Here is a 24,739-nt window from a genome sequence, read left to right on the forward strand (position 1 = left end):
TCGCGATCGCGCGGCGATCGGCTCCCGGCCGGGCCGCGAATCGGTCATGGGAAACGCCGGTCGCAACCCCCGCCGCCCTAGCACGTTCGTTGCACCGTGCGGCGGGCGCTTCGCGCGCCCGGTGGAGATCCCGATGAAGCTGTTCCAGTGCCAGTCCTGCGGCAACATCCTGTATTTCGAGAACCGGAGCTGCCAGCGCTGCGGCCATCGCCTCGCCTACCTGCCGGAGACCCGCACGCTGTCGGCGCTCGAGCCCGCCGGGGGCGAGGACTGGACGCCGCTCGCCGCCCGCGACCGGCCGAGCCGCTTCTGCGCCAACGCGGTGCACGATGCCTGCAACTGGCTGGTGCCGCCGGGCTCGGGGGACGCGTTCTGCCTCGCCTGCCGCCACAACGGCACGATCCCGGACGTCTCGAACCCGGAATACCTCGCCAAATGGCGCGAGATGGAATTCGCCAAGCACCGGCTGTTCTACAGCCTGCTGCGCTGGAACCTGCCGCTGAAGACCCGCGCCGAGGATCCCGAGCACGGGCTGATCTTCCACTTCCTGGCCGACCCGCCGGAGAACCAGGGCCCGAAGGTGATGACCGGCCACGACAACGGCGTCATCACCATCGCCCTCGTCGAGGCCGACGACGCCGAGCGCGAGAAGCGCCGGCGCCAGATGGGCGAGCCGTACCGCACCCTGCTCGGGCATTTCCGCCACGAGGTCGGGCACCATTACTGGGACCTGCTGGTGCGCGATGCCGGCCGGCTGGAGGCCTGCCGGGCGGTGTTCGGCGACGATTCGCAGGATTACAACGCGGCGCTCCAGCGGCATTACGAGCAGGGCACGCCGGCGAACTGGCAGGAGAACTACGTCTCCGCCTACGCCACCACGCATCCATGGGAGGATTTCGCCGAGACCTGGGCGCATTACCTGCACATCGTCGACACGCTGGAGATGGCGAGCGCCTTCGGCATGCAGGTCCATCCGCTGCTCGATGCCGGCGGCGAGCTCGCCGCGCGGATCGACTTCGACCCCTACGAGGCGCAGAGCATCGAGCAGATCGTGGCGGCCTGGCTGCCCTTCGTCTTCGCCCTCAACAGCGTCAACCGGGCGATGGGCCAGGGCGACCTCTACCCCTTCGTGCTGGCCCCGCCGGTGATCGGCAAGCTCGGCTTCATCCACGGCCTCGTCCATGGAACGATCTGACCGGAACCATCCGAGGCGCGCGCTGACGTAAGGGCGCGTGTCCCCTCGCCTCGGCCGTAGCGTCCACGGCCGGGGCGGTCCATGATGGGGCAACGCGCCCGACGAATCGGGCCGATCCGCCTGCCACCGGCAGGCACAGGAGGGACGCCGAATGAAGCTCGCCAGCCTCAAGCACGGCCGCGACGGCCGCCTCGTCGTGGTCTCGCGCGACCTGACCCGCGCCACCGACGCCTTCATCGTGGTGCCGACGCTGCAGCAGGCCCTCGACGACTGGGACCGGTTCGCTCCCGCGCTCGGCGCCCTCGCCGAGCAGCTCGAGCACGGCTCGGTGCCCTCGTTCCGCTTCCACGAGCACGATTGCGCCGCCCCCCTGCCGCGGGCCTATGCCCGCCGGCACGCCGCCGCCTGGCCGGGCTACCAAGCGCTGCTGCGCCAGGCGGCGGGCGCCGAGGCGCCGGCCGGCGAGGCGGGGGCCCTGGCGCCCGCCGCCTCGGACGGGTTCCTCGGGCCCCGCGACCCGCTGAGCCTCGACGATCCGGCCGCCTCCCTCGACCTCTCGGCGGGAATCGCGGTGATCACCGGCGACCTCCCCCGGGGCGCCGACGCGGCGGCCGCCGCGGAGGCGGTCCGGCTGGTGACCCTGGTGGCGGAGGTGATCCGCCACGACCGGCTGCGGCCGGACGGGCTCGACCTCGACGGGGCGGAGGCGCCGGCCCTCGCCGCCAGCCTCGCGCCGGTGGTGGTGACCCCCGACGAACTCGGGAATGCCTGGCGGGACGGCGGCCTGCACCGGCCGCTGCTGGTCAGCCGCAACGGCAAGGCCCTCGGCTGCCCCGAGGCCGGGGCCGATCTGGGGCGCGGCCTCGTCGCCCTGGTGGCGGAGGCGGCGCAGCGCCGTCCGCTCGGTGCCGGCACCCTCGTCAGCGCCGGCCCGGTCTCGAACCGCGGCATCGACGGCGGCCCCGGGCGCGCCGTCGCCGAGGGCGGGGCCGGCTATGCCTGCCTGGCCGAGGCCCGCGCCGCCGAGGCCCTGACCGGCGGCTGGGTCCGCACGCCCTACCTCGCGGCCGGCGACCGCCTGCGGGTCGAGATGAAGGATGCCGGCGGGCACTCGATCTTCGGGGCGATCGAGCACGACGTCGCCTGACGCAAGGCACGACCGGCGCGGCGCCGGACGTCCGCGCCGGGGAATGGTACAACTGGAAAGTGAAAGGCGCCGCGTTCACGTACAACTGAACGAGAACGTTAGGCCTTTCTTCGGAATCGTCGCGCAGAACCGGGCGGTGTTGGCTGCTTGTGTCACGGAAAACAACTTTCAATAGAAGTTTATCCGGACACAACCTGGATAATATTCCGCCCCGACGATGCGTCCATGCCCGGATCTCGGCCTGCGACTCGCCCGCTTCCGGCGCTGCCGGAGCGGCGCGGTCGGCGTGCTGTTCGGCGTGCTGCTGCCGATCCTGGCGATGGGGGCGGTCGGCGTCGCCGAGCTCGCCGAGGTGATACAGGCGAAGGCGAAGCTCCAGCGCAACGTCGACGCGGCGGCGATCCAGGGCGCGGGCGAGTTCGGCGTCGACCAGTCGGCCGCCACGACGGAGCGTACGCGCCTCTACGCCGACGCGATGGCCGAGCCCCTGCGCCTGCGCTGGACGATCGCCTCGACCGCCACGGTCGAGGCCGCGTCGCGCACCGTGACGGTGCGCCAGAGCGCCAACCGCGCCTCGTTCTTCGGCAACCTGCTGCCGCCGGGCGGCTGGACCATCGCCGCCACCGCGACGGCGATCCGCACCGCGCGAAAACCCCTCTGCGTGCTCGGCACGCGCGGGGGCGGCCCGCTCGATGCCGGGCAGGACAGCATCGCGCTCCAGGCCAGCTCCGCGATCACCGCGAGCGACTGCCTGATCCAGAGCAACGCCAACCTGACGGCCGGTCCGGGCACCGTTCTGTCGGCCGGCGAGACGCGCGCCGTCGGCAGCGCCGCCGGCCCGATCCGGCCGGCCCCGGTGACCGACGCGCCGCCGATGACCGACCCGTTCGCGGCGATGCGGCTCGACGCGCCGTCGCTCCTGTGCGACTCGCTCTCGCTCAGCCTCGGCTCCGGCACGTTCCACCTCAATCCCGGCGTGCATTGCGGTGCCATCGCGCTGCTGGGCAACGCCACCATCGTGCTGGCGCCGGGCGACCACTACTTCGTCGGCCCGGGCCTCAGCGTCGGCGGCAACGCCACGATCACCGGCAGCGACGTCGTGGTCATCCTCAAGGGGCTGCTGACGGCGCAGGTCACCGGCAGCGCCGTGCTGCAGCTCGAAGGCCGCAAGAGCGGGCCTTACGCCGGCTTCGTGCTGATCACGGACCGCAGCTATGGCGGCGACGTCGAGATCTCGACCAGCAACGCCCGCAAGCTCGTTGGCACGGTCTACCTGCCGAATGCGAGCCTCACGGTGAGCGGCGCCAACAACCGGATCGCCGACCAGTCGCCCTGGACGGTGGTGGTGGCGCGCACGATCCGCACCCTGGGGAGCGCCCACCTGGTGATCAATGCGGGCTACGCCGCCTCCAGCGTGCCGGTGCCGGCCGGGGTCGGCCCGCAGAAGGACCAGCCGGTCCGCCTGTCGCAGTGACGACCCTCGCAGTGACGGCCCGATGCCGCGCCGGCCGGTGCCGGTGCGGAACCTCCGGCGCGCGACCCGGATTTGTCCCTCGGGCCCACGACCCGCATGGAACATCGACGATGCCGGAGACCGAGATCCTCCCCGAACTCGTGCCCGAGGTGCCGGAGACGGTCGTCCGTCCGGCGATCCACCTCGACCACTGCGTCATCCACGTCTCGGACTGGGAGCGCTCCACCGCCTTTTACCGAGATATCCTCGGCGCCGAGGTGATCCCGGTCGGGCGCGGCTACGCCTACCGCTTTGGCGGCGTGCAGCTGAACTGCCACGGGCCGGGCCAGATCGGCGAGCCGCGGGCCCAGGTCCCGGTGATGCCCGGCAACAGCGATCTCTGCTTCCGCTGGCACGGACCGATCGAGGAGGCGATCGTCCATCTCGAAAGCCACGGCGTCCCGGTCGAACTCGGCCCGGTGCCGCGCCACGGCGCGGTCGGCGAGGGGATCAGCGTCTATTTCCGGGATCCGGACGGGTCGTTGATAGAGTTCATCACCTACCCGGGCAACTGAGGCCTCACAGCCCCGAGACGAGGTGCCCGCCATCGACCGGCAGCGTCGCCCCGGTCATCCAGCCGGAGGCGTCGCCGGCGAGCAGCAGGAAGGCGCCGTCGAGGTCCTCCGGGCGGCCCAGCCGGCGCATCGGGATGCGCTTGAGCATCGCCTGGCCGGGCGGCGTCTCGAAGAAGTCGCGGTTGATGTCGGTGCCGATATAGCCCGGGGCCAGGGCGTTGACCCGGATGCCGTAGCGGGCCCATTCGAGGCCGAGCGCCTGGGTCATCTGCACCACGCCGGCCTTCGACACCGTGTAGGGACCCACGCCCCCGGAGACCCGGAGCCCGAGGATCGACGCGACGTTGACGATGACGCCGCCGCGGCCGGCATCGCGCCAGGCCCGGGCCGCCGTCGTCGACACCGCCCAGACCCCGCGCAGGTTGGTGTCGATCACCCGGTCGAAGGTCGCGATGTCGACGTCGATCGCCGCGCCGCCCTCGGCGATGCCGGCATTGTTGACCACCACGTCGGGCAGGGCGTGCAGGGCCGCGAAGGCGGCCGTCACCGAATCCGGGTCGGCGACGTCGAGGGCGACCGCCCGGGCCGCGGGCGCGCCCGCGGCTTCCAGGTCCCGCACCAGGGCGTCGAGCTTCTCCTTGCGCCGTGCCGCCACGGTGACGCTGGCGCCGCACCCGGCGCAGAGCCGGGCGAAATGGTCGCCGAGGCCGCTCGAGGCGCCGGTGACGAGGACGTGGCGGCCCTTCAGGCCGGCGGCGAGATCCATGGCGCTTCCCCGAATCGATTGGCCGGGCATGCCTCGTTCATGGGCACGCCTCGTTGATCTTATGTCTCAGCCGGTCCGCGTCTGGGCGAGCTGCTGGTTGGTCATCTCGAGGCGGTGGGCGAGCTCGCGCATCACCGCGATGGCGATCTGCGGGAACTGGCTCAAAAGTTCGAGGAAGACTCGCCGGTCGATGCGGAGCGCCGTCGTCGGCACCACCGCGGTCACGGTGGCGGAGCGCGGCTGGTCGGCCAGGATGCCCATCTCGCCGACGAGGGCGTTGGCGCCGAGCAAAGCCAGGCGGATCGGCCCCTGCGGCCCGTCGAGCGTGACGGCCGCCTCGCCCTCCAGGATCAGGTAGGCCGCATCCGCCGCGTCGCCCCGGTCGAAGAAGCGCTGCCCGTCGGCGAAGTGAACCCGCTCGCTGGTGAAGGCGAGCAGCTTCAGGCGGGCCGGATCCACCTCGCGGAACATCGGCACTTGGCGCAGCGACTGCACCTCGGTCTCAAGCGTCATGCCTTCACATCCTGCTCGACGCGCGCCGGTTCCGGCCTCGTCTCGTCCTCGGCGCGTGCGGAGACTGCCGCAGCCGGCGCCGCAATGCCAGCCCCCGCCGGCGCCTCCGCACCGGAAGCTTCGCTGCCGGTCCGGGAGGTTTCGTCTCCGCTGGGCGAGGCCGGAACGGCCGCGGGCGTCTCCGGCCCGTGGATCTGCGTGCCGGCGGCCCGCAGCACCAGGGCGAACCGGTCGGCGACGCGGTCGTTCGGCAGCACCACCACGAGGCTGTTCTCGCGCCCGAACCGCTCCAGCAGCAGGCCCAGCACCGTGCGGGCGCGGTTCTCGCCCATCGGCGACAGGGCGCCGTCGAGGACGAGCAGGTCCGGCCGCCGGATCAGCGCCCGCACCAGACTCACCACCGCCCGCTGCACGCTCGACAGGAAGCGCCCCTCCGGGCCGACCTGGTGGTCGAGCCCGACCCGGGTGATGGCGGGGGCGAGCTGCATCTCCTGCACCAGGGCGGTGCCGGTCGCCGTCACGGTCTCGACGGCGTCGGCGACCGACTGGTTGATGCGGCCGAACAGCAGGTTGTCGCGCAAGGGGGCGGCGGCGCAGACCTGGTCGGGGTCGTAGAAGTCGACGCCCCCCATCCCGGCCTCGTCGAGGGCGGCGCGCAGCTCCGCCCGCGCCGCGACGAGCCGGTCGCGAAACGCGTCGTCGATCAGGCCGAGGCGGTGGCGGGGCTCGATATAGGCGAGCGGCAGGGCGATGAGCCGGGTCGCGTCGGCCGAGCCGTAGCGGCCGAGCCCGATCCAGCGCCGCCGGATCCGGTTGAGCCTGCCGCCGCCGTGGCGCTCGGCGGAGGCCTCGGTGGCGGTGCGGCGGGCGAGGATCGCCTCGAATTCCGGCAGCTCGTCGGCGGAGAGGAACGAGAACTGCTCGAACAGCGGGTGGCCGCTCGGCAGGCCGCGGAAGATCTCCAGCATCGTGGCGGCGATCCGCTCGCCCATGGTGACGAGGTCGTCGGCGAGCCCGGTGCGGTCGAGGACGAGGCGCACCACCGCGTGCTCGGCGAGCGCCCGCCCGGTCAGCGCCGTGGTGGTCGGCACGCCGAACAGCAGGTTCTCGGCCACCGTCGCCTGCCGGTTGTAGCGGGCGGGGTCGAACGGCTCGACGAGGTTCGCGTGCCCCTCCGCCGCCAGGCGCTCGCGGAAGGCGATCCGCGCCTCGATCAGCCGGGCGGCGAGGTCCGGATGGCGCTCGGGATCGACCTGGCCGAGGAGGCCGAAGCGGTAGACCTCCTCGCCCATGCCGATGCGGGTGAGCCAGTCGAGGATCAGGGCGTCGAGGGCGGCCGCATCCGCGACGCCGGCCTGGGCGTAGTCGATCCAGTCGGCCGGGAACGGCTCGACCGGGTTGCCGGTGCGGCGGGCCTCGGCGAGCGCCTTCGCGTCGGCGGCGGCACCCTCGGGCGGCCGTCGGTTGAGGCCGTAGACGATGTTGTCGCGCAGCGAGCCCGGGAACAGGATCGGGTCGACCCCCGCATACGCGATGCGCCGGGTCAGCGCCGCGCCGGACCATTCCGCGAGATCGTGGTCCTCGAGGGTGATCCGTCCGGAGGTCGGCACCGTGCGCCGCGCCAGCACCCGGCCGAAGGTCGAGGCGGCCGGACCGCCGTCGCTGACGATGCCGACGAGGGCCGGCAGCGGCAGGCTCAGGGAGACGTTGGCGAGCACCGGCCCGTGCGGTTCCTGGACGCCAACGCCCTCGGCGGCGAGCCGCCCGCAGAGCGACTCGTCGCGCCCCGGCGCGTCGAGCCCGAGCAGCCGCTCGGGCAGGAATTGCTGCAGCACCTGCTCGTACTTCACCTGCACATCGAGGCGCTGCTGGTCCCAGTCGATCAGCTCCTTCAGGGGCGGCGGCAGGTCGCGATAGGCGGCGATCACCGCGACGAGCTGGCCGATGCTGAGCTGGCCTTTCAGCGCGAAGTAGCCGCCGATGCAGTAGAACAGGAACGGCGTCATCTGCGCGAGCAGGTTGTTCAGGAACTTGACCATGAACTTGCGCCGGTAGATGCGCAGGCGCAGGTCGAACAATCCGCCGAGGCGGTGGCCGATCTCGGCCCGCTCCCAGGCCTCGGCCCCGTTGGAATGCACCGCCGCGATGCCGTCCACCACCTCGCCGACCCGGCCGGCGAGGCGGCGCGAGGCGAGCTGGCGCTGGCGCCCGAGGCGCAGCAATTCGCGCCGCAGGCGGGGGATCACCACGAACTGCACTCCGACGACGCCGGCGGCGAGCAGCCCGAGCCAGACGTTCTGGAGCAGGATGAACGCCATCGCGGTGGCGGCCTGGGTGCCGAGGAAGGCCGGCAGGATGTAGGCGTCGCCGATGAAGCCGCCGATCGGCTCGACCTCGTCGCGGATGATCGTCGCGACCTCGGAGGCCTTGGTGTGGCGCAGCGCGTCGGGCGAGAAGCGCATGATCAGCGAGAACAGCTGGAACCGCAGGCGCCGCAGCATGCGCTCGCCGAGCGCCCCCTTCGCCACGTTGATCCAGTACTTGAAGGCGCCATTGATCAGCACCAGCAGCAGGAACATCGACGAGAGGCCGAACAGCAGCTCGAACCGGTCGACGTCGAAGCCCGAGAACAGCGCGATGTCGTGGCCGAACCAGTCTGGCATCTGCAGGCGCAGGACCAGGAACTTGGCGGTCTCGTTGCCCTTCTCGAAGGCGTGGCCCTGGATCGCCTCGTTGACGATGCGCCGCGGCAGGTCGAGGGAGGCGAAGTAGAGCGGCAGCGAGGACAGCACGACGGCGCAGATCAGGATCTGGTCGCGCTTCGAGTGGCGCCAGATGTAGCGGAACAGGCTGCGGTCGAGGCCGCCCGAGGCGTCGCCGGCCTCCGGGTCGTTGCCGGACCGGGCGGCGGCGATCTGATCTTGCGCCCGATCCTGTGCCTGGTCCCGCCCGGTGGCGCGGTCCCCGCGCGCCGGGGCTCCGCCCGCCGCCGGAGCGATGCCGCCGCCCGTCCGCTCCGCCGCTTCCGCCCCGCCGCTCATGCCGGTCCGCCGTCCCGGATCCCGCCCGGATCCCATCTGCTTGTGTAGAGGGCCGGAGCGGGACTGGAAACTGCGGCTGCGTCAACGGCCGGTCGACCGCGGGCGGGGCCATGCCCGGCCATCATCTTACTCGGTGTAACCCATCACGGCCGCCGCGCGGGCCCGCACCTCGGCGAGGCTCGAGGCAGGCACGACCCCGATCATGACGCAGCCCCGATGCTGCCAGGACTGGCTCTTCGCCTGATCCGACAGGATCACGCCCCGCAATTCGCCCTCGGACGCGCCGTCGATCACGCCCACTCCCTTGGGAAGTGCGATCCCGGCCGGCACCGCTACCTCGAATGGCCCACCCCGCACCGTGCTGGTGATCGGGCAAACCATGCACAGCCGGGCCCGCTCGTTGTAGAGGCGGGAGCTCAGCACGAGGGCGGGACGTGCCCCGGCCTGCTCGCGGCCCGCCTGCGGACTGAAATCGAGTGCGACGACGTCACCCGCGTCGGGACAATAGGGGCCGTCAGGGGAGCTCTTCGCCTCGCGGACGATCCGCGAAATGTTCTTCATGAACGTGCTCGTCCTTGAACGTCGCCATCAGCTCTTCGAGCGTGTAGCGCGGCTTGGAGCCGATCGGCGTCACGACGATTTTTCCGGACTCGACGCTCAAGTCGGCCGACATTCCCTCGGTCGCCCCGAGTTCGCGCAAAGCCTGGCTCGGAATGCGGACGGCAACGCTGTTGCCCCATCTGGCGAACTGAACACGCATGGGAAACCTCACGCACATGCGCCGTCGCGCGAGCGGGGAGTCGATACGATGTATATACAACTGATGCCGGCCGGCACAAGCCCTGATCCGCGCCATCCCGCCGCCTCGTCGCCCCGGCGATGATGCGGCGGGAATCCGGCAGCGCCACGCTCAATCCCGCCGGGTGTATTCCTTGCGGGTGGTCAGACCGCCGATCGGCTCGTCGCCGAACTGGCGGTTGGGCTGGGGCGAATCGCCCGGCTCCTCGGTCGTGGTCGGGTGCGGGCTGCCCTCCTCGGCCGGCATCGGTGGCGGGGCGGCGCGGTTCGGCACGGGCGCGGTCTCGGGATGGGCGGCGGCCTCGGGGCTCACCATGGTCTTGTTGGTCATCGACTGCTCCGGGAGCGTGCGATGCGGCGGGCGGCCGCAGGCCGCTCCACCGCGGAGTCCGGAGCGAACGCCGGCCCACCCGCCCGGTTCCGCCCCGCGGCGGCGCCTGCCGGCAGGTTTCGCTAGGCGCGCTCGGTGTTAGCGCAAGTCACCGGCGGCATCCGGGGGTGGGCGGTGCCCCGGGGGGCTTGCCTGTACTGCCCCGAATCGGGACCATCTCTCCGCCGGCCCGCATGCGTGGCAGGAACCATCATTTCCGCTGAAGGTTGTCCGGACTGAGAACACGGCCAAGGAGGTAAACATGGCTACCGGAAATTCGACCTCGAAGCGCGGCTTCGCGTCCATGGACCTGGAGCGGCAGCGCGAGATCGCCAGCAAGGGCGGCCGCTCCGTGCCGGCCGAGAAGCGGTCCTTCTCGCAGGATCGCGAACTGGCCTCGTCCGCCGGCCGCAAGGGCGGCCAGGCCTCGGGCAGCGGCCGCGCCACTGACGAGTAAGGCGTGCCGGCCCCGAGCCGGCGGAGGAACGCCCGGCCGGACCGGGCCGCGGGCCTGACACGGCTTTGCGGATACGTTGAGACCCACACTCATGCGCCGGAGGGAGACCATCTCACCTCCGGCGCATCAGCATGGGCCGTCACAGTAGCGTCCGGACACGACGAAGCCCCCGGGCGCAATTGGCGCCCGGGGGCTTCGTCGTTCGCGGGATCAGGCGGCCAGCGGTCGCGCCGTGACCACGAGATTGCGCCGCGCCAGATGGAGGCAGACCACGTCGTCAACCGGCCGCACGGCCGTGACCCCGGCGAGCAGGCTGGCGAGCCGGTCGGCATCGGGCTCGACGTGGTATCCGTCGCGGTGGATCCGCTCCGGGGCCGGCGGCTGAGGCGAGGGCACCTCGTATTCGCGCAGATCGATCATGGCTGAGGTCCGTTGGCGTCGAAGGAGTTCGTCAAAGCGTCGCGAGGGAGAGGCCGGCCGGCAGGACGTCGCCGGCATCCGCCAGGCAGCGGCTCGGCAGCAGGCGGCGGGCCTCGTGGCCGGCGAGCCCGCTGATCGCGCCCTCGCAGCCTTCGGGCATCCGCCGCACGGCCTGGCCCGCGGGGACCGGATCGCGCTGCGCCACCGGGGTGCCGGCGCGCTCGCGCACCGTCACGTGGGGGATCGCGGTGTCGCGGGCGACCAGCGTCGTGTTGCGGGTCGAATCGGCCTGGTAGACGACGTCCCCGGCGGCGTTGCGCAGGGTGACCTTGGCGGCGCCGAGCCCGGTGATCTCGACCGCCACCGGGACCTGCGCCTTCGCGGCCGGCCGGACCGGCGCGAGCCGATCGCCCTTGATCGCCGCCTGCTCGACGGCCGGGCGGGCGACCGCGCCGACGGAGTGCTCGATCAGCGGCTGCCCCACCAGGGCGAGGAACGCGGCCGGGACCGTAATGCCGAGGAAGAAGTGCGGGCGGAGCATACGCGAGGCCCTCGCGGCGAAGCTTGAGATTGCTTCCTTAACGCGGACCCGCGCCAAGTAGTTCCCGCGACGGTGCCGGCACGGGACAGTTCATGGCGCGAATGCGAGGGACCCCGTCAACCTCTCGTTAACCGGCGGGCGCGCGGCAGGCTGGGCGATAAAGCGCGTCAATTCCGCCACAGGCAACGAAAAAGGATCGTCGCGTCCGGCTCCGTGGAACCAATCGGTGAGGATTCCCGTTGATGTTGCAACCCGGCCACCTGGTCCTCCCCGCATTCCCCTTGTGCATTGGCCGGAAACTCTTCCAACGGGCCGGATCCTGATCCGGCCCGTTCTTTCGTATTGGGGCCGTGAGTTCGACAACTGCCAAGTCTAGCGAAAGTTCGCGCGCGGCACCGGGGCGGTGATGCGACCGCGCCCGGCCCGTGACGGCGTCACAGCGGCGGGTGCATCCAGAACTGGGCGATCAGGGCCGCGCCGAGGAAGGTGCCGGCATTGGCCATGAACGACACCACCACGATGCGCCAGCCGAGGCGCCGGAAGGCCGGAAAGTCCTTGGCGAGCGACAGGCCCGCGAAGGCGAGGATCGGGGTGGCGAGCGCCAGGAAGTTGATCCGGCCCGTCGCCGCCGCGATCTCGGCCGAGAACGGCGTGCCCGGATAGGTGAGCGCCATGCCGATCAGCGAGACCCACACCACCGCCGGCAGCCTCCGCCCGGCGAGGCGATAGAGCGCCTCGCCCACGACCACCGCGCCGACGATGATCGCGGCCCCGAGCAGCACCTGCCCGTCGGGCCGCGTGCCGTAGGTCAGCCAGTTTCCGACGAGCCCGAACGAAGCGGTGGCGAGCCAGATCAGGACCAGGGCCGGCAGGCCGAAGGCCGGGGCGGCGTGTGCCGTCACGGCCTTGGCCGGTTCGGGCGCGGCCTCCGTCCGGCCGCGGCCTCGGCCGAGGACCGGCTCCAGCACGCCGTAGGCCCAGACCGTGAAGGGCAGCGACAGGAACAGGGTGAAGTAGGTGCCGATGGTGGTGGTGATGAGGTTGCTCGCCGCCGCGAAGGTGGCGACTTCCTTGGCCATCTCGGGCGTCTGTTGCGCCGCGATGGCGCCGGCAGCGGCCGCCATCATGCTGCCGGAGCCGACGCCGGCGCCCATGGCGAGCGCCAGCGGGTTGAAGATCCCGAGGCTCGCGATCAGCCCGGCCAGCACGGCGATGAACACCGCCCCGAACACCGTGCCGGTCAGGTACTCGGCGAGCACGCCGCGGCCTTCCGGCGAATCCATGCCGTAGCGCTCGCCGATGATCGCGAGGCTCGGCTCGCGCCCGACCGAGAAGGTGGCGCCGATCGCCTCGCGCTTGAGGCCGAGCAGCAAGGCGACCGGCAGGCCGAACACCATCGTGCCGAAGAAGTGGCCGAATTCCTGGAAGGCGAGGGCCCAGCCGGCCCCTAAGATCTTCGGCAGCGAGCCGCCGACGAGGAGGCCGAGCTTAGCGACGAAGAGCAGCAGGGCCGGCTGCAGGATCGCGCCCGCCGCGTGCTGGAGCGACACCGGCAGCCGCAAGGCCTGCGGCAGGCGGGGTGCGGCGAGGCCGAGGCCCCCGCCCATCAGGAGCGCCCAGAGCAGGGGCAGCAGGATGATCTTGCCGTGCCCGAGCGGGATGGCGACGTTGCCGATCGCCTCGGCCAGGGTCACCACCGCGAGGGCGAGGCCGAACAGGATCAGGATGCCGGTGCGGCCGGCCGGCGGAGCGGAATGAGGTACGGGCGCGACGGCGGGATTGCCGGTCGCCAGGGTGGCGCTCGTCATCGAAAACAGTCTCCGGTGCGGGGGCGGTCCGGGAGGGGCCGCCTCCCGGACCGGAGGACGTGTCAGGCGCCGACGCCGGGGGCGTAGCCGAACGAGGCGGCGGGGGCGGCCGCCGTCTCGACCCAGACGCTCTTGACCTGGGTGTATTCGTGCAGGGCCTCGACGCCGCTGGAGCGCCCGTATCCGCTGCGCCCCGAGCCGCCGAAGGGCGAGGCGACGTGGATGGTCTTGTAGGCGTTGATCCAGAAGGTGCCGGCCCGCACGGCCGCCGCGACCCGGTGGGCGCGGCCGACGTCGCGGGTCCAGACCGCGCCGGCGAGGCCGAACTCGGAATCGTTGGCGATCGCGACCGCCTCGCCTTCCGTGTCGAACGGGATCACCGTCACCACCGGCCCGAAGATCTCGGTGCGGGCGCAGTCCATCGCGTTGTCGGCCTGGGCCAGGATCGTCGGGCGCACGTAATAGCCGCCCTCTTGGTCGCCCCCCTCTTGCACCGTGCCGTCGCTGCCGGCGGCGAGCCGCGCGCCCTGGTCGAGGCCACCGCGGATCATCGCCAGCACGTGGCGGTACTGGGTGGCGTTGTTGATCGGCCCGACTTCCGTCTGCGGGTCGAGGGGATCGCCGACGCGGATGCGGTTCGCGCCCTCCGCCAGCATCGCGACGAAGCGGTCGTAGACCGGGCGCTCGACGAGGAGCCGCGAGCCGGCGACGCAGGACTGGCCGGCGCCGGCGAAGATCGCGGCTTGCGCGCCGAGGCAGGCCCGCTCCAGGTCGGCATCGGCGAAGACGATGTTGGCCGACTTGCCGCCGAGTTCGAGCACGCAGGGCTTGAGGTGACGGGCCGCCGCCTCCGCGATCTTCGCGCCGGTGGCCGGCGAGCCGACGAACACCACCTTCGCCACCGCCTTGTCGGCGAGCGCCGCCTGCCCGGTGGTGTGGCCGTAGCCGGCGAGCACGTTGACGACGCCCGGAGGGAGCCCGGCCCGCTCGGCGAGCGCCGCCACGGCGAGCGAGGTCAGGGGGGTGAGCTCCGAGGGCTTGAGCAGCACCGCGTTGCCGGCGGCGAGCGCCGGGGCGAGCTGCCAGCCGCAGGTGAAGACCGGGGCGTTCCAGGGCGTGATCTGCAGCACCACGCCGACGGGCTCGCGGCGCGTGTAGTTGAGGTGGCTGGTCGGGACCGGGATCACCTCGCCGTGCAGCTTGTCGGCCCAGCCGGCGTAATACTCGAACATCTCCGCGACCTTGGTCGCCTCGACGCGGCAATCGCGGATCGGCTTGCCGGCATTCAGCGCCTCGAGGCGGGCGAGGGGCTCGATCTCGGCGCGGATCGCCCGCGCGATCTCCTGCATCACCCGGCCGCGGGCGGCGCCGGTGAGCGCGGCCCAGCGGGCCTGGCCGGCCTTCGCGGCCGTCGCGGCCTCGGCCACCACGGAGGCACCGGCATCCGGATACTCGGCGAGCAGGAGGCCGGTGGCGGGATCGACGAGGCGCACCGGCTCGCCGGTGCCGGGGACGAGGCGGCCGTCGATCCAGGATCCGATGCAAGATCCGACGGTGGCGGTCTCGGGAAAGAACGGGCGCAGGAGTGCGGCGAGCGCCTGCGGGCGGGTCTCGGTCATGACGCGTCTCCCGATCAGTTCAGCTGAAGCTTGACGATGGCGTTGAAGTCGGCGTCGTCCGGGATCCCGGTGCTGTCGCGCCACAGCCGGACGGCCTCGCCCGAGAGCGGCAGGTCGAGGCCGAGCCCGGCAATCACGCCCGCGGCGAGGCGCAGGTCCTTGCGCATCAGCTTCATGGTGAAGCCGGAATCGAAGGCGCCGTTGAGCACCCAGGTCGGGAAGTTCACCTGGGTCACGCCGCTGCGGCCGGAGCCCGCATTGATCCCGGCGAGCAGGCGCTCGGGATCGACCCCGGCTTCTTTCGCCATCCGCACCGCTTCCGCCGCGGTGATCAGGTGGGCGGCGCAGAGCAGGTTGTTGGCGAGCTTGGTGACGTGGCCGGCGCCGACATCGCCGACATGGACCCGCGTCGCGCTCATGGCGGCGAGCACCGGCTCGGCCCGGGCCACCGCCCGCTCGCTGCCGCCGATCACCATGGTCAGCGTCGCGGCATGCGCGCCCTTAGGCCCGCCGCTCACCGGCGCGTCGATCAGGTCGATGCCGGCGGGCGTGAGCGCCGCCGCGATGCGCCGGGTGACCGCCGGGTCCGAGGTCGAGGTGTCGATGATCAGGAGGCCGGGCTGGGCGCCGTGGAGCGGTCCGTCGGGCCCGAGCAGCACCGCCTCCACCACCTCGGGGGTCGGCAGCGACAGAACCACCGCGCCGCAGGCCCGCCAGACCGCAGAGTTTCCGTCGGCGATCTCGATGCCGTCCGCGGCGCAAGTCCCGCGGGCGGCGGGCGCCGGATCGTAGCCCACCACGTCGAAGCCCCGCCGCCGCAGCGAGAGGGCCATGCCCCGGCCCATATTGCCCAAGCCGATGACGCCGATCGTCCGCATGTCCGACTGTCTCCCGGAAGCGACGCCGGGATCCGAGCCGCGGCGCCTTCTGGGAACGGGAGACTGGGGCAGGTCGGCGTTGAGCGGAACGGCGCTGGCCGGTATTTTGCGTTGCCTTGCCGGCAACGCACCCGGCGGGTGGAGGACGATCGATGCACAGCCTCGACGAGCGCTGCCTGCGCTACCTGGCGGAGGCGGTCGGCTGCGGGTCGGTCCGCGCGGCGGCCGACAAGCTCGACGTCAACGCCTCGGCGGTGAGCCGCCAGATCGCCCAGATGGAGGGGCAGCTCGCCACGCCCCTGATCGAGCGCCACCGCCGCGGCGTGCGGGCGACCCCGGCCGGCTCGCTCCTCCTCGACTATTACCGGCGCCAGACCTCCGACCGCGAGGACATCCTGGCCAAGCTCACCGAGCTGAAGGGCCTGCGCCGCGGCCATATCGACGTGGTGCTGGGGGAGGGCTTCATCGGCGACCTGATGTCGGGCCTGCTCCAGGGCTTCTGGGCCCGCCACCCCGACCTGACCATGACCCTCGACCTCGCGGCGACCAACGACGTGGTACGCCGCGTCGTCGAGGACGAGGTGCATCTCGGCCTCGTCTACAACCCGCCGCCCGATCCGCGCCTGCGCACCCACCTGGCAATGCCGCACCCGATCCGGGTGCTGGTGCGCCACGACCACCCGCTCGCCGGCCATCCGGGCCCGGTCCGCCTCGCGGATCTCGCCGGCCACCGCCTCGGGACGATGCACCCGGCTTATGGCATCCGGCAGATCATCGCCGCCGCCGAGCGGGCGGAGGGCGCGCGGTTGGATCCGGCGCTCACCACCGGCTCGATCGGCGTGCTCAAGCAGTTCGTCGCCTCCGGCGCCGGCGTGACGCTGCTGCCGGCCTTCTGCGCCGCGCAGGAGGTGGCCGACGGCCTCCTGGTCGCCCTGCCGCTGGCCGATCCCGGCCTCACCGCCGTCGAGGCCCGGATCGTCACCCGCCTCGGCCGCCAGCTCGCGCCGGCGGCGGCCAAGCTCCTGCAGCACCTCGCCCGCGGGATGGCAGGGAACGGAACGGGAGGGGGCAATGGCTGAGACGTATAGCGACTATTCAGATAAAACTCTTTTCACCGCTTTGGCCTTAGAGCAAATGCGATACGATGTGCTAGCGCTTTGAGGTTGGATAAATGAAAAACACTCGTGGTGACAAAAACGGGCTACCATTCCTAGGGCCGCTAGTGCTAGCTTAATCGCATGATGTCGTATCTATCTGCATATTTTGAGTCTCTTCTCGGTCATTGGTGGTGGCTGGTGACCGGCCTGGTCCCAGAAGCTTTTGAGATTAGCAATCGCCTTTTTCCCAGATTTCGCAAATGGCTCAACGATAAATTTCCAGAGAAATCTCGTAGGAGATTTGAGGTTTATATCGTCGCACTTGCTGTTTTTGTCGCTGGATTTTTAGCTTGGCGCGATGAACGAAATGCTAAATCAGACATTGAGTCTAGATATAATGATTTAGTATCAAAATCACAAACAAGTACTTCTTTGGGATCTCGCTTGGTGTTATATGAAATAGAACCAGTCGTAGAAGATAATGCGTATATATACAGGGTAAAAGTAATTAATAATGGCAATATCGCGGCTTATATACTAAACCGAGAGGCTGTGCTGATTGTGTCAGAGCAGGGTCCTTTCCTGAATGGAAGTACGCCTATAATCAAGGGAATTGAAGAGAGAATTTTACAAGGAAAATATCAAATTGATACAGACATTGAGCTACAACCTAATAGATATCAATCGTTCGAGTTTAAAAGTTCGTCAAGTGGCGCCACGCTCGTAGAAAATAAGGCTGAATATGAAGCAATAGTTAATCGCAGTAAGTATCTACACTTGATGATGGTGATGTCGTATAAGGATGATGCGCTTTTATTTCCAAATCAGAGAAGGATAGTTAAAATATGCGCATCTTTTATAGGCGGTTTTTCCAATAGATATGCTTGTCCGGGACAAAATAGAAGCTATCTATCCAACGAGTAAGCGATCAAAGTCGCGCTGCGTATGCATAAATGATCGTGCTGCTTTCAATCTATCATGCATTAAGTTTTATACAATCATCATTTCAGAGTAGGCATGGGGGCATTGGTAGATCATTTCAGCCATAATATTTGATATAATATTTAGGAATCCGCAATGTATATGCTGCACAATAACGTATTAGTCAGGATCCCGCCCCGAACGCCTCCCGGAATTCCGGCCGGGCCAGCCGGTGCAGGAGGTCGCGCAGGAGGTCGGCCTGATCGGGCCCGAAGGCGGCGTCGAAGCGGTCCTGGGCCGCGCGCCACAGCGGCGTCGCCTCCGCGAGCTTGGCGGTGCCGGAGGGGGTGAGGGCGATGCGCCGCGCCCGGCGGTCCTGCGGGTCGGGCACCACGCTGACGTAGCCGTCGCGGGTCAGGGGCTTCAGGGTGTGGGCGAGCCCCGAGAGGTCCATCACCATCGCGTCGGCGAGTTCCCCCATGGTCGGGCTGCCGAGGCGGCGAATCGTACCGAGCAGGCCGAACTGCGTCGTGCGCAGTCCGCTCGGCGCCAGGGCGTCGTCGTAGAGCTGCCCGACGCTGCGCGTCGCCCGGCGCAGGGCCGCGTTGCTGCAACGGGTCGGTGGGATCGTCACGCACACCTCCGGGCCCCGTCGGCGCGGGGTCGTCCTGAGATATGCGTCCTTCGCCGCCCCGCCGCAATGCGGCCCCGATGCCGGCCACGGCCCCCGCGGATGGTCGCCGGCGGGAGGCCGGGCACGCAAGGGTGGAGCAAGGCAAGGGTGGAGCAAGGCAAGGTGGAGCAAGGCAAGGTGGAGCAAGGGTGGAGACGCCGGACCCGCCTCCGCTATATGGGCGGCAGGGATGAGGCGGACCCGCGCGAGACCGCGCGGCGCCGGTGCGGATGGGAGAGGAATGGCGGATCCCGGAGACGGCCCGGACCTCGTCGCGGAGAACGCGCGGTTGCGCGCCGCCCTGGCGGCGGCGGAGCAGGCGCGGGCGAAGGCCGAGGCGGCCACCGAGGCGGCCCTGACCGAGGCGGCTCTGGCCCGGGCCGGACGGTCCCGGGACGGGGGCGGCGTCCTGACGGATCCGCGCCTGCACGCCGCCCTCGACATCGAGACCGTCGGGGCGATCGTCTTCGACATGGCCGGCCGGGTGCTGGAGGCCAACGACACCTTCCTGGCGATGAGCGGCTACGGCCGTGAGGACCTGGATCGCGGCCGGCTCACCGGCGCCACCCTGGTGCCGCCGGAATGGCAGCCGACCTCCCGGCGCGTCATCGCCGACCTGCAGGCGCGGGGCCGCTCGGACTCGACCGAGCGGGAATACCTGCGCCAGGACGGCTCGCGGTTCTGGGGCCTGTGCGCGGCGACGCGCCTCTCGGACGGCACCGGCTTCGAGGTCATCGTCGACATCACCGGCCGGCGCGAGGCCGAGGAGGCCCTGCGGCGCAGCGAGGCGCGCTACCGCACGCTGTTCGAGGCGATCGATGCCGGCTTCTGCGTCGTCGCCCTGCGCTTCGACGAGCAGGGCCGGGCCGAGGATTACCGCTTCCTGGAAGTGAACCCGGCCTTCGCGCGCCAGACCGGCCTCGACGGCGCGGCCGGGCGCTGGATGCGCGAACTCGCCCCGGATCACGAGCAGCACTGGTTCGACCTCTACGGCCGGGTGGCGCTGACCGGCGAGCCGGTGCGCTTCGTCCAGCCGGCGCAGGCGCTCGGCGAGCGCTGGTACGAGGTCTACGCCTTCCGGGTCGATCCGCCGGAGGCCCGCCACGTCGCGATCCTGTTCAACGACATCTCCGCCCGGCGCCGGCTCGAGGACGCGTTGCGCGGCCTCAACGAGACCCTGGAGCGCCAGGTCGCGGCCCGGACCGCCGAGCGCGACCGGATCTGGCAGGTGAGCCGCGACATGCTGGGCGTGGCCGATGCCGACGGCGTCTGGCTCAGCGTCAACCCGGCCTGGACGACGATCCTGGGCTGGGAGCCCGGGGACGTGGTGGGCCGCACCTCCGCCTGGCTCGAACACCCGGAGGACCAGGACCGGACCCGGTCCGAGATCCGCCACCTCGGCACCGGCGAGCCGACGACCTCGTTCGAGAACCGGTTCCGCACCCGGGACGGGGGCTACCGCACCCTGTCCTGGCGCGCGGTGCCGTTCGAGGGCAACCTGTACTGCGTCGCCCGCGACGTCACCGAGCAGCGCGAGCGGGCGCAGCGCCTGCTCCAGGCCGAGGAGGCGTTGCGGCAGTCACAGAAGATGGAGGCGGTGGGCCAGCTGACCGGCGGCGTCGCCCACGACTTCAACAACCTGCTCACCATCATCCGCTCGTCGGTGGACTTCCTGCGCCGGCCCGAGCTGCCGGAGGCGCGCAAGCGCCGCTACCTCGACGCGGTCTCCGACACGGTCGACCGCGCCGCCAAGCTCACCGGCCAGCTCCTCGCCTTCGCCCGCCGCCAGGCGCTCGCGCCGGAGGTGTTCGACGTCGTCGCCCGGCTCCAGGGCGTCGCCGACATGCTCGACACGGTCACCGGCGCGCGCATCCGCGTGGTGACGGAAGGACCGGACCGGCCGTGCTTCGTGCGCGCGGATCTGAGCCAGTTCGAGACGGCGCTGATCAACATGGCGGTCAACGCCCGCGACGCGATGGAGGGGGAGGGGATTCTGACCCTCGCCGTCGCCTGCGGGGCTGAGAAGCCCGAGATCCGCGGCCACGCCGCGGCAAGAGGGCCGTTCGCGGCGATCGCGCTCACCGATACCGGCACCGGCATGACGCCTGCGGTGATCGAGAAGATTTTCGAGCCGTTCTTCACCACCAAGGAGGTCGGCAAGGGCACGGGCTTAGGGCTGAGCCAGGTCTTCGGCTTCGCCAAGCAGTCCGGCGGCGACGTCGACGTGACGAGCCGTCCGGGCGAGGGCTCCACCTTCATCCTCTACCTGCCCGAGGTGGCGGCGCCCGACGAGACGAGCCGGCCGGTCCCCGTGGACGAGGGCCTGGCGCCGGCCCGGGCCGGCCAGCGGGTGCTCCTCGTCGAGGACAATGTCGGGGTCGGCCGCTTCGCCGCGCAGATCCTCACCGACCTCGGCTACGTCGCCACCTGGGTCACCAGCGCCGAGGCCGCCCTCGACGTGCTGGCGCAGGATTCCGCCTACGACGCGGTGTTCTCCGACGTGGTGATGCCGGGCATGGGCGGCATCGAACTCGGCAAGACCTTGCGCCGGCGCCATCCCGGCCTGCCGGTGATCCTCACCTCCGGCTACAGCCACGTGCTGGCGCAGGAGGGGTCGCACGGCTTCCCGCTGCTGCACAAGCCGTACTCGGCCGAGCAGCTCTCGCACATGCTGGCGAGCGCGATCGGGTCGCGGCGGGGTAAAGCCGTGACGGTGACCTAGGAGCGGCGCCCGGCAAAGCTCCCCTCGACATGCGCGGGCCGACCCTTTCCGCGAAGGACCACCTCCCCGGCGCCCTCAACCTGCCGCGGGGCAAGATGACGCCGAGGCGCATGGCCGAGTGGCCCGCCGGCACCCTGTTCGTGGTCTACTGCGCCGGTCCCCATTGCAACGGCACCGACAAGGCCGCGCTGCACCTCGCCGAACTCGGATTGCCGGTGAAGGTAATGATCGGTGGCGTGACCGGGTGGGTGGATGAGGGCTTCGGGTTGGCTATGGAAGTCGATGTTTGAGAGCCTGTTCGGCTCGTTGGACTGGGCGTCTGGCGCAGGTGCTGACACAGCTCCTCGTCACCCCGGGGCCGCGCAGCGGAATCCGGGATCCATAAACGCTGACGCTCCAGGATAGAGCCACCAGCTCTCCGCTTCATGCGGCATCGTCAGCGGTTATGGATCCCAGGTTCCGCTGCGCGGCCCCGGGATGACGATGGAGGGTTTCAGGTCTGTCGGATGTCCCGATGACGCCCTCGCGCCACCGTTGAGGAGCGGGCCGGACACCTTCGCATCCGGACCGTCCCACGCCTCACCCCGCCACGAACGCCCGCAGCACCGCATCCCCCGCCTCGCGGGTGCTCGCCGTGCCCTTGAGGTCGCGGGTGCGGGACGCCGGCTCGCGGAGCGCGGTCTCGATCGCCGCCACGACGGCGGTCGCCGCCTCGGCCTCCCCGAGATGCTCCAGCATCATCGCGGCGGTCCAGATCTGGCCGACCGGGTTGGCGATGCCCTGGCCCGCGATGTCCGGCGCCGAGCCGTGGACGGGCTCGAACAGCGAGGGAAAGCGCCCCTCCGGATTGATGTTGGCCGAGGGCGCGATGCCGATCGTGCCGGTGCAGGCGGGACCGAGATCCGACAGGATGTCGCCGAACAGGTTCGAGCCCACCACCACGTCGAACCGGTCGGGATTGAGCACGAAGTGCGCCGTCAGGATGTCGATGTGATACTTGTCGCGCCGGACATCGGGATAACCCTCGCCCATCGCCTCGACGCGCTGGTCCCAGTACGGCATCGTGATGGCGATGCCGTTCGACTTCGTGGCCGAGGTCAGGTGCTTCTTGTCCCGCGACTGCGCGAGGTCGAAGGCGTATTTGAGGATCCGGTCGACGCCGTGGCGGCTCATCACCGTTTCCTGGATCACGATCTCCCGCTCGGTGCCCGGATACATCGTGCCGCCGACCGAGGAATACTCGCCCTCGGTGTTCTCGCGCACGACGTAGAAGTCGATGTCGCCGGGCTCGCGGCCGGCGAGCGGGCAGGGGACGCCCGGCATCAGCCGGACGGGGCGCAGGTTGACGTACTGGTCGAACTCGCGCCGGAACTGCAGGAGCGAGCCCCAGAGCGAGACGTGGTCCGGCACGGTGGCCGGCCAGCCGACGGCGCCGAAGAAGATCGCGTCGGTCGGGGTGAGCAGGTCCTTCCAGTTCGCCGGCAGCATCGTGCCGTGCGCGGCGTAGTAGTCGCACGAGCCGAATTCGTGGTGCTGCAGGTCGAGGCCGAAGCCGAATTTTTGCGCGGCGGCGTCGAGGACGCGGACGCCCTCCGGCACCACCTCCTTGCCGATGCCGTCGCCGGGGATCACCGCGATGCGGTAGTGGCGGTTCTTGCCGGTCATGGTGAAGAGCCTTCTCACGCCAGGGCGGCGCGCACGTCGGCGACGTCGAGGACGTCGTTCAGCGTCTGCTCGAAGCGGGCGAGCAGGGTGTCGATGTCCGCGTCGGTGCAGCAGAGCGGCGGCGCGAAGCCGACGATGTCGTCCGCGAAGGCGCGGAAGATCACGCCGTTCTTGTAGCCGAAGCGGGCGAGGTGCCCGGAGATGCCGAGATCGAGCGAGGGCTTCGTGCGCTTCGCCTTGTCCGTGACGAGCTCGATGCCGGCCAGCAGGCCCCGCACCCGCACGTCGCCGACGAGGGGATGGTCGGCCAGCCGCTGCAGGCCCGCGGTGAAGCGCGCCCCGGCCCGGCGGCCGTTCTCCAGAAGGCCGCCCTCGGTGTAGAGCCGCAGCACCTCGAGGCCGACCGCGGCGCTGACCGGATGGGCCGAATAGGTGAAGCCGTGGCCGATCGGCTTGCCCGCCGGGGCATGATCCGCGATGGCGCGGTAGATCCTGTCGGACATCAGCACCGCGCCCATCGGGCTGTAGCCCGAGGTCAGGCCCTTGGCGGTGGTCATCAGGTCCGGCACCACGCCGTCATGCTCGCAGCCGAAGAGCGGGCCGGTGCGGCCGAAGCCGGTGATGACCTCGTCGGCGACGAACAGGATGTCGAGCTCGCGCGCCGCGTCGCGCATCGCCTTCAGCCAGCCGTCCGGTGGCACGATCACGCCGCCCGAACCCTGGATCGGCTCGGCGAAGAACGCCGCGACGTTGTCCGCGCCCAGTTCCTCGACCTTGGCCGTCAAGGCCGCCACCGAGGCGGCGATCACCGCCTCGTCCGAGTCGCCGGCCGGGTTGCGGTAGGGATAGGGCGAGGGGATGTGGTGCTGGAGGGTGGTCGGCGCGTCGAAGCCGTCGTGGAAGGCGGGGATCGCGGTGAGCCCGGCGCCGATGGTCGAGGAGCCGTGATAGCCCCGCTCCAGGGCGATCATGTGCTTCTTCGCCGGCCGGCCGGTGACGTTGTAGTAGTAGCGGATGAACCGCACCGCCGAATCGACCGCGTCCGAGCCGCCCAGCGTGAAGTAGACGTGGTTGAGGTCGCCCGGCGCCAATTCGGCGAGGCGGGCGGCGAGCCGGATCGCCGGCTCGCTCGAGAAGTGGAAATAGCCGGTGGCGTAGGGCAGCCGCCGCATCTGCTCGGCCGCCGCCTCGACGATCGATTCGTGGCCGTACCCGACATTGACGCACCACAGGCCCGAGAACCCGTCGAGCAGGGTGTGGCCTTCCGCATCGGTGAGATACGCGCCTTGCGCCGATTGCAGCACCGTGGCGCCGCGCGCCTCGTGGCCCTTCCACGAAATCACCGGGTGGATGAGGTGGTCGCGGTCGAGCTCGATCAGGGAATTGGGGCGCATGGGTCAGGCTCCGGGCGGCGGGGCCCCGACCATGCGCGGAGGGCGGCGGGATATTTTGCCGATCTGGCCCCGCCACGCCGCGCGGGGTGCGGGTTTGGCGGGGCGGGGCGGCAGAAAAGACGGGCGGGCCGGGATCTCGTCCGCTCCGGGCAGGCGGCGCGGGCGGCGTTGCGCGGTCTGACCGATCTCCCTCCTCGACGGGCGGGCCCGCGCTCCTCATATTGTCGTGACGGTGAACGAGTCGCCCTCCGACCGATGAGAGATCTGCCCCGATGACCGGCTCCGCTGCTCCGACGACCACCGATCTGCAGGAGCAGCTGGCGCGCATCGAGCGGATGAACGCCGAGACCCGCAAGTTCGTCGAGGAGGGGCTGAAGCTGTCCGCCGAGGCCCGCAAGCTGGCGCGCGATGCGACAATCGCCCCGTATACCGCCATCTTCGCAGCCTTCACGGCCGGGGCTGCCGTGGTGGGGGCCGTGGTGACGCTCGTGAAGATTCTCGGGCTGTGATCGTCCGCACCTGACCTCGAACTCTCGGTCGAGGCGCTCACCGGATCTATGGTTGCCAGAATTGTCACCTGGCAACTCGCCCGGACCCGCACCCGCCGGGGCGATCACGGTTTCCTGCCGCGCCGAGCATCTCCCGCCGCAGGTTCTGCCGCCGCAGCCCCCGGTTCGGCCGAAGCG

At 70.5% G+C, this 24,739-nt stretch carries 23 protein-coding genes and 1 pseudogene; 10 read left to right on the forward strand and 14 right to left on the reverse strand.

Features of this window, described 5'->3' with window-relative positions; all coding sequences use genetic code 11:
• Positions 1–133 precede the first annotated feature (133 nt).
• The 4 genes from BM430_RS20045 (at position 134) to BM430_RS20060 (ending at position 4,370) form a co-directional block, all read left to right on the forward strand.
• On the forward strand, positions 134–1,195 hold the full coding sequence (locus BM430_RS20045) for a zinc-binding metallopeptidase family protein (protein ID WP_093569012.1): 1,062 nt from the start codon (positions 134–136) through the stop codon (positions 1,193–1,195).
• A 151-nt stretch (positions 1,196–1,346) separates the two neighbouring features.
• Positions 1,347–2,342: a fumarylacetoacetate hydrolase family protein gene (locus BM430_RS20050; RefSeq protein WP_093569013.1), complete on the forward strand. Its 996-nt coding sequence runs from the start codon at positions 1,347–1,349 to the stop codon at positions 2,340–2,342.
• A 217-nt stretch (positions 2,343–2,559) separates the two neighbouring features.
• Positions 2,560–3,816 carry a TadE/TadG family type IV pilus assembly protein gene (locus tag BM430_RS20055; RefSeq protein WP_093569014.1) on the forward strand — a complete coding sequence of 419 codons (1,257 nt, stop codon included), beginning with the start codon at positions 2,560–2,562 and terminating at the stop codon, positions 3,814–3,816.
• Between the two features lie 110 nt (positions 3,817–3,926).
• Positions 3,927–4,370, forward strand: coding sequence for a VOC family protein (locus tag BM430_RS20060; protein ID WP_093569015.1), 444 nt, complete (start codon positions 3,927–3,929; stop codon positions 4,368–4,370).
• A 4-nt stretch (positions 4,371–4,374) separates the two neighbouring features.
• Here BM430_RS20060 and BM430_RS20065 read toward each other — a convergent pair whose 3' ends face one another.
• The 6 genes from BM430_RS20065 to BM430_RS20085 form a co-directional block, all read right to left on the reverse strand.
• Positions 4,375–5,136: an SDR family NAD(P)-dependent oxidoreductase gene (locus BM430_RS20065; protein ID WP_093569016.1), complete on the reverse strand. Its 762-nt coding sequence runs from the start codon at positions 5,134–5,136 to the stop codon at positions 4,375–4,377.
• A 66-nt stretch (positions 5,137–5,202) separates the two neighbouring features.
• Positions 5,203–5,649 (reverse strand): Crp/Fnr family transcriptional regulator, encoded by a 447-nt coding sequence (locus BM430_RS20070; protein ID WP_093569017.1) that lies wholly within the window; start codon positions 5,647–5,649, stop codon positions 5,203–5,205.
• Entirely contained in the window at positions 5,646–8,690 is a 3,045-nt protein-coding gene (locus BM430_RS20075) for an ABC transporter ATP-binding protein/permease (RefSeq protein ID WP_093569018.1), read from the reverse strand. Before BM430_RS20075 ends, BM430_RS20070 begins: the two co-directional genes overlap by 4 nt.
• A 126-nt stretch (positions 8,691–8,816) precedes the next feature.
• Positions 8,817–9,251 (reverse strand): type II toxin-antitoxin system PemK/MazF family toxin, encoded by a 435-nt coding sequence (locus BM430_RS20080; RefSeq protein WP_093569019.1) that lies wholly within the window; start codon positions 9,249–9,251, stop codon positions 8,817–8,819.
• The gene (locus BM430_RS34105) at positions 9,205–9,450 is read right to left on the reverse strand and encodes an AbrB/MazE/SpoVT family DNA-binding domain-containing protein (RefSeq protein ID WP_143132077.1); all 246 of its coding nucleotides are present in this window, start codon (positions 9,448–9,450) and stop codon (positions 9,205–9,207) included. The genes BM430_RS20080 and BM430_RS34105 overlap by 47 nt, the downstream gene beginning before the upstream one ends.
• A 150-nt stretch (positions 9,451–9,600) precedes the next feature.
• On the reverse strand, positions 9,601–9,819 hold the full coding sequence (locus BM430_RS20085) for a hypothetical protein (protein ID WP_093569020.1): 219 nt from the start codon (positions 9,817–9,819) through the stop codon (positions 9,601–9,603).
• A 301-nt stretch (positions 9,820–10,120) separates the two neighbouring features.
• On the opposite strand from BM430_RS20085, the gene BM430_RS20090 reads away from it, so the two are divergent.
• Positions 10,121–10,315, forward strand: a complete 195-nt coding sequence (locus tag BM430_RS20090; protein WP_048429096.1) for a con-10 family general stress protein — start codon at positions 10,121–10,123, stop codon at positions 10,313–10,315.
• A gap of 210 nt (positions 10,316–10,525) precedes the next feature.
• Here BM430_RS20090 and BM430_RS20095 read toward each other — a convergent pair whose 3' ends face one another.
• The 5 genes from BM430_RS20095 to BM430_RS20115 form a co-directional block, all read right to left on the reverse strand.
• Entirely contained in the window at positions 10,526–10,735 is a 210-nt protein-coding gene (locus tag BM430_RS20095; protein ID WP_093569021.1) for a hypothetical protein, read from the reverse strand.
• Positions 10,736–10,766: 31 nt separating this feature from the next.
• Positions 10,767–11,276: a hypothetical protein gene (locus BM430_RS20100; RefSeq protein ID WP_093569022.1), complete on the reverse strand. Its 510-nt coding sequence runs from the start codon at positions 11,274–11,276 to the stop codon at positions 10,767–10,769.
• Between the two features lie 434 nt (positions 11,277–11,710).
• Positions 11,711–13,084, reverse strand: a complete 1,374-nt coding sequence (locus tag BM430_RS20105) for a DUF3100 domain-containing protein (RefSeq protein ID WP_093569023.1) — start codon at positions 13,082–13,084, stop codon at positions 11,711–11,713.
• A 62-nt stretch (positions 13,085–13,146) separates the two neighbouring features.
• Positions 13,147–14,703 (reverse strand): aldehyde dehydrogenase family protein, encoded by a 1,557-nt coding sequence (locus tag BM430_RS20110; RefSeq protein WP_093569024.1) that lies wholly within the window; start codon positions 14,701–14,703, stop codon positions 13,147–13,149.
• 14 nt (positions 14,704–14,717) lie between these two features.
• The gene (locus BM430_RS20115) at positions 14,718–15,707 is read right to left on the reverse strand and encodes an NAD(P)-dependent oxidoreductase (RefSeq protein ID WP_280142285.1); all 990 of its coding nucleotides are present in this window, start codon (positions 15,705–15,707) and stop codon (positions 14,718–14,720) included.
• A gap of 26 nt (positions 15,708–15,733) precedes the next feature.
• Between BM430_RS20115 and BM430_RS20120 the strand changes: the two genes are divergently transcribed.
• Both BM430_RS20120 and BM430_RS34115 read left to right on the forward strand, forming a co-directional pair.
• On the forward strand, positions 15,734–16,660 hold the full coding sequence (locus BM430_RS20120) for a LysR family transcriptional regulator (protein ID WP_093569026.1): 927 nt from the start codon (positions 15,734–15,736) through the stop codon (positions 16,658–16,660).
• Positions 16,661–16,876: 216 nt separating this feature from the next.
• Positions 16,877–17,602, forward strand: a complete 726-nt coding sequence (locus BM430_RS34115; protein WP_143132080.1) for a hypothetical protein — start codon at positions 16,877–16,879, stop codon at positions 17,600–17,602.
• A gap of 181 nt (positions 17,603–17,783) precedes the next feature.
• Here the strand turns inward: BM430_RS34115 and BM430_RS20125 are convergent, their stop codons facing one another.
• Positions 17,784–18,233, reverse strand: coding sequence for a MarR family winged helix-turn-helix transcriptional regulator (locus tag BM430_RS20125; RefSeq protein ID WP_244539571.1), 450 nt, complete (start codon positions 18,231–18,233; stop codon positions 17,784–17,786).
• Between the two features lie 280 nt (positions 18,234–18,513).
• Between BM430_RS20125 and BM430_RS20130 the strand changes: the two genes are divergently transcribed.
• Positions 18,514–20,994 (forward strand): hybrid sensor histidine kinase/response regulator, encoded by a 2,481-nt coding sequence (locus tag BM430_RS20130; protein ID WP_093569028.1) that lies wholly within the window; start codon positions 18,514–18,516, stop codon positions 20,992–20,994.
• A 23-nt stretch (positions 20,995–21,017) separates the two neighbouring features.
• Positions 21,018–21,284 (forward strand): annotated as a pseudogene (locus BM430_RS20135) (rhodanese-like domain-containing protein); the annotation flags it as partial.
• A 289-nt stretch (positions 21,285–21,573) separates the two neighbouring features.
• Here BM430_RS20135 and BM430_RS20140 read toward each other — a convergent pair.
• Together BM430_RS20140 and BM430_RS20145 are read right to left on the reverse strand one after the other, a co-directional pair.
• Positions 21,574–22,659, reverse strand: coding sequence for a tartrate dehydrogenase (locus BM430_RS20140; protein ID WP_093569030.1), 1,086 nt, complete (start codon positions 22,657–22,659; stop codon positions 21,574–21,576).
• Between the two features lie 14 nt (positions 22,660–22,673).
• Positions 22,674–24,053, reverse strand: coding sequence for an aspartate aminotransferase family protein (locus BM430_RS20145; RefSeq protein ID WP_093569031.1), 1,380 nt, complete (start codon positions 24,051–24,053; stop codon positions 22,674–22,676).
• A 272-nt stretch (positions 24,054–24,325) separates the two neighbouring features.
• On the opposite strand from BM430_RS20145, the gene BM430_RS20150 reads away from it, so the two are divergent.
• Positions 24,326–24,562, forward strand: a complete 237-nt coding sequence (locus tag BM430_RS20150; RefSeq protein ID WP_093569032.1) for a hypothetical protein — start codon at positions 24,326–24,328, stop codon at positions 24,560–24,562.
• Positions 24,563–24,739 lie beyond the last annotated feature (177 nt).

The organism is Methylobacterium sp. 174MFSha1.1 (assembly GCF_900116815.1).
Classification (GTDB): domain Bacteria; phylum Pseudomonadota; class Alphaproteobacteria; order Rhizobiales; family Beijerinckiaceae; genus Methylobacterium.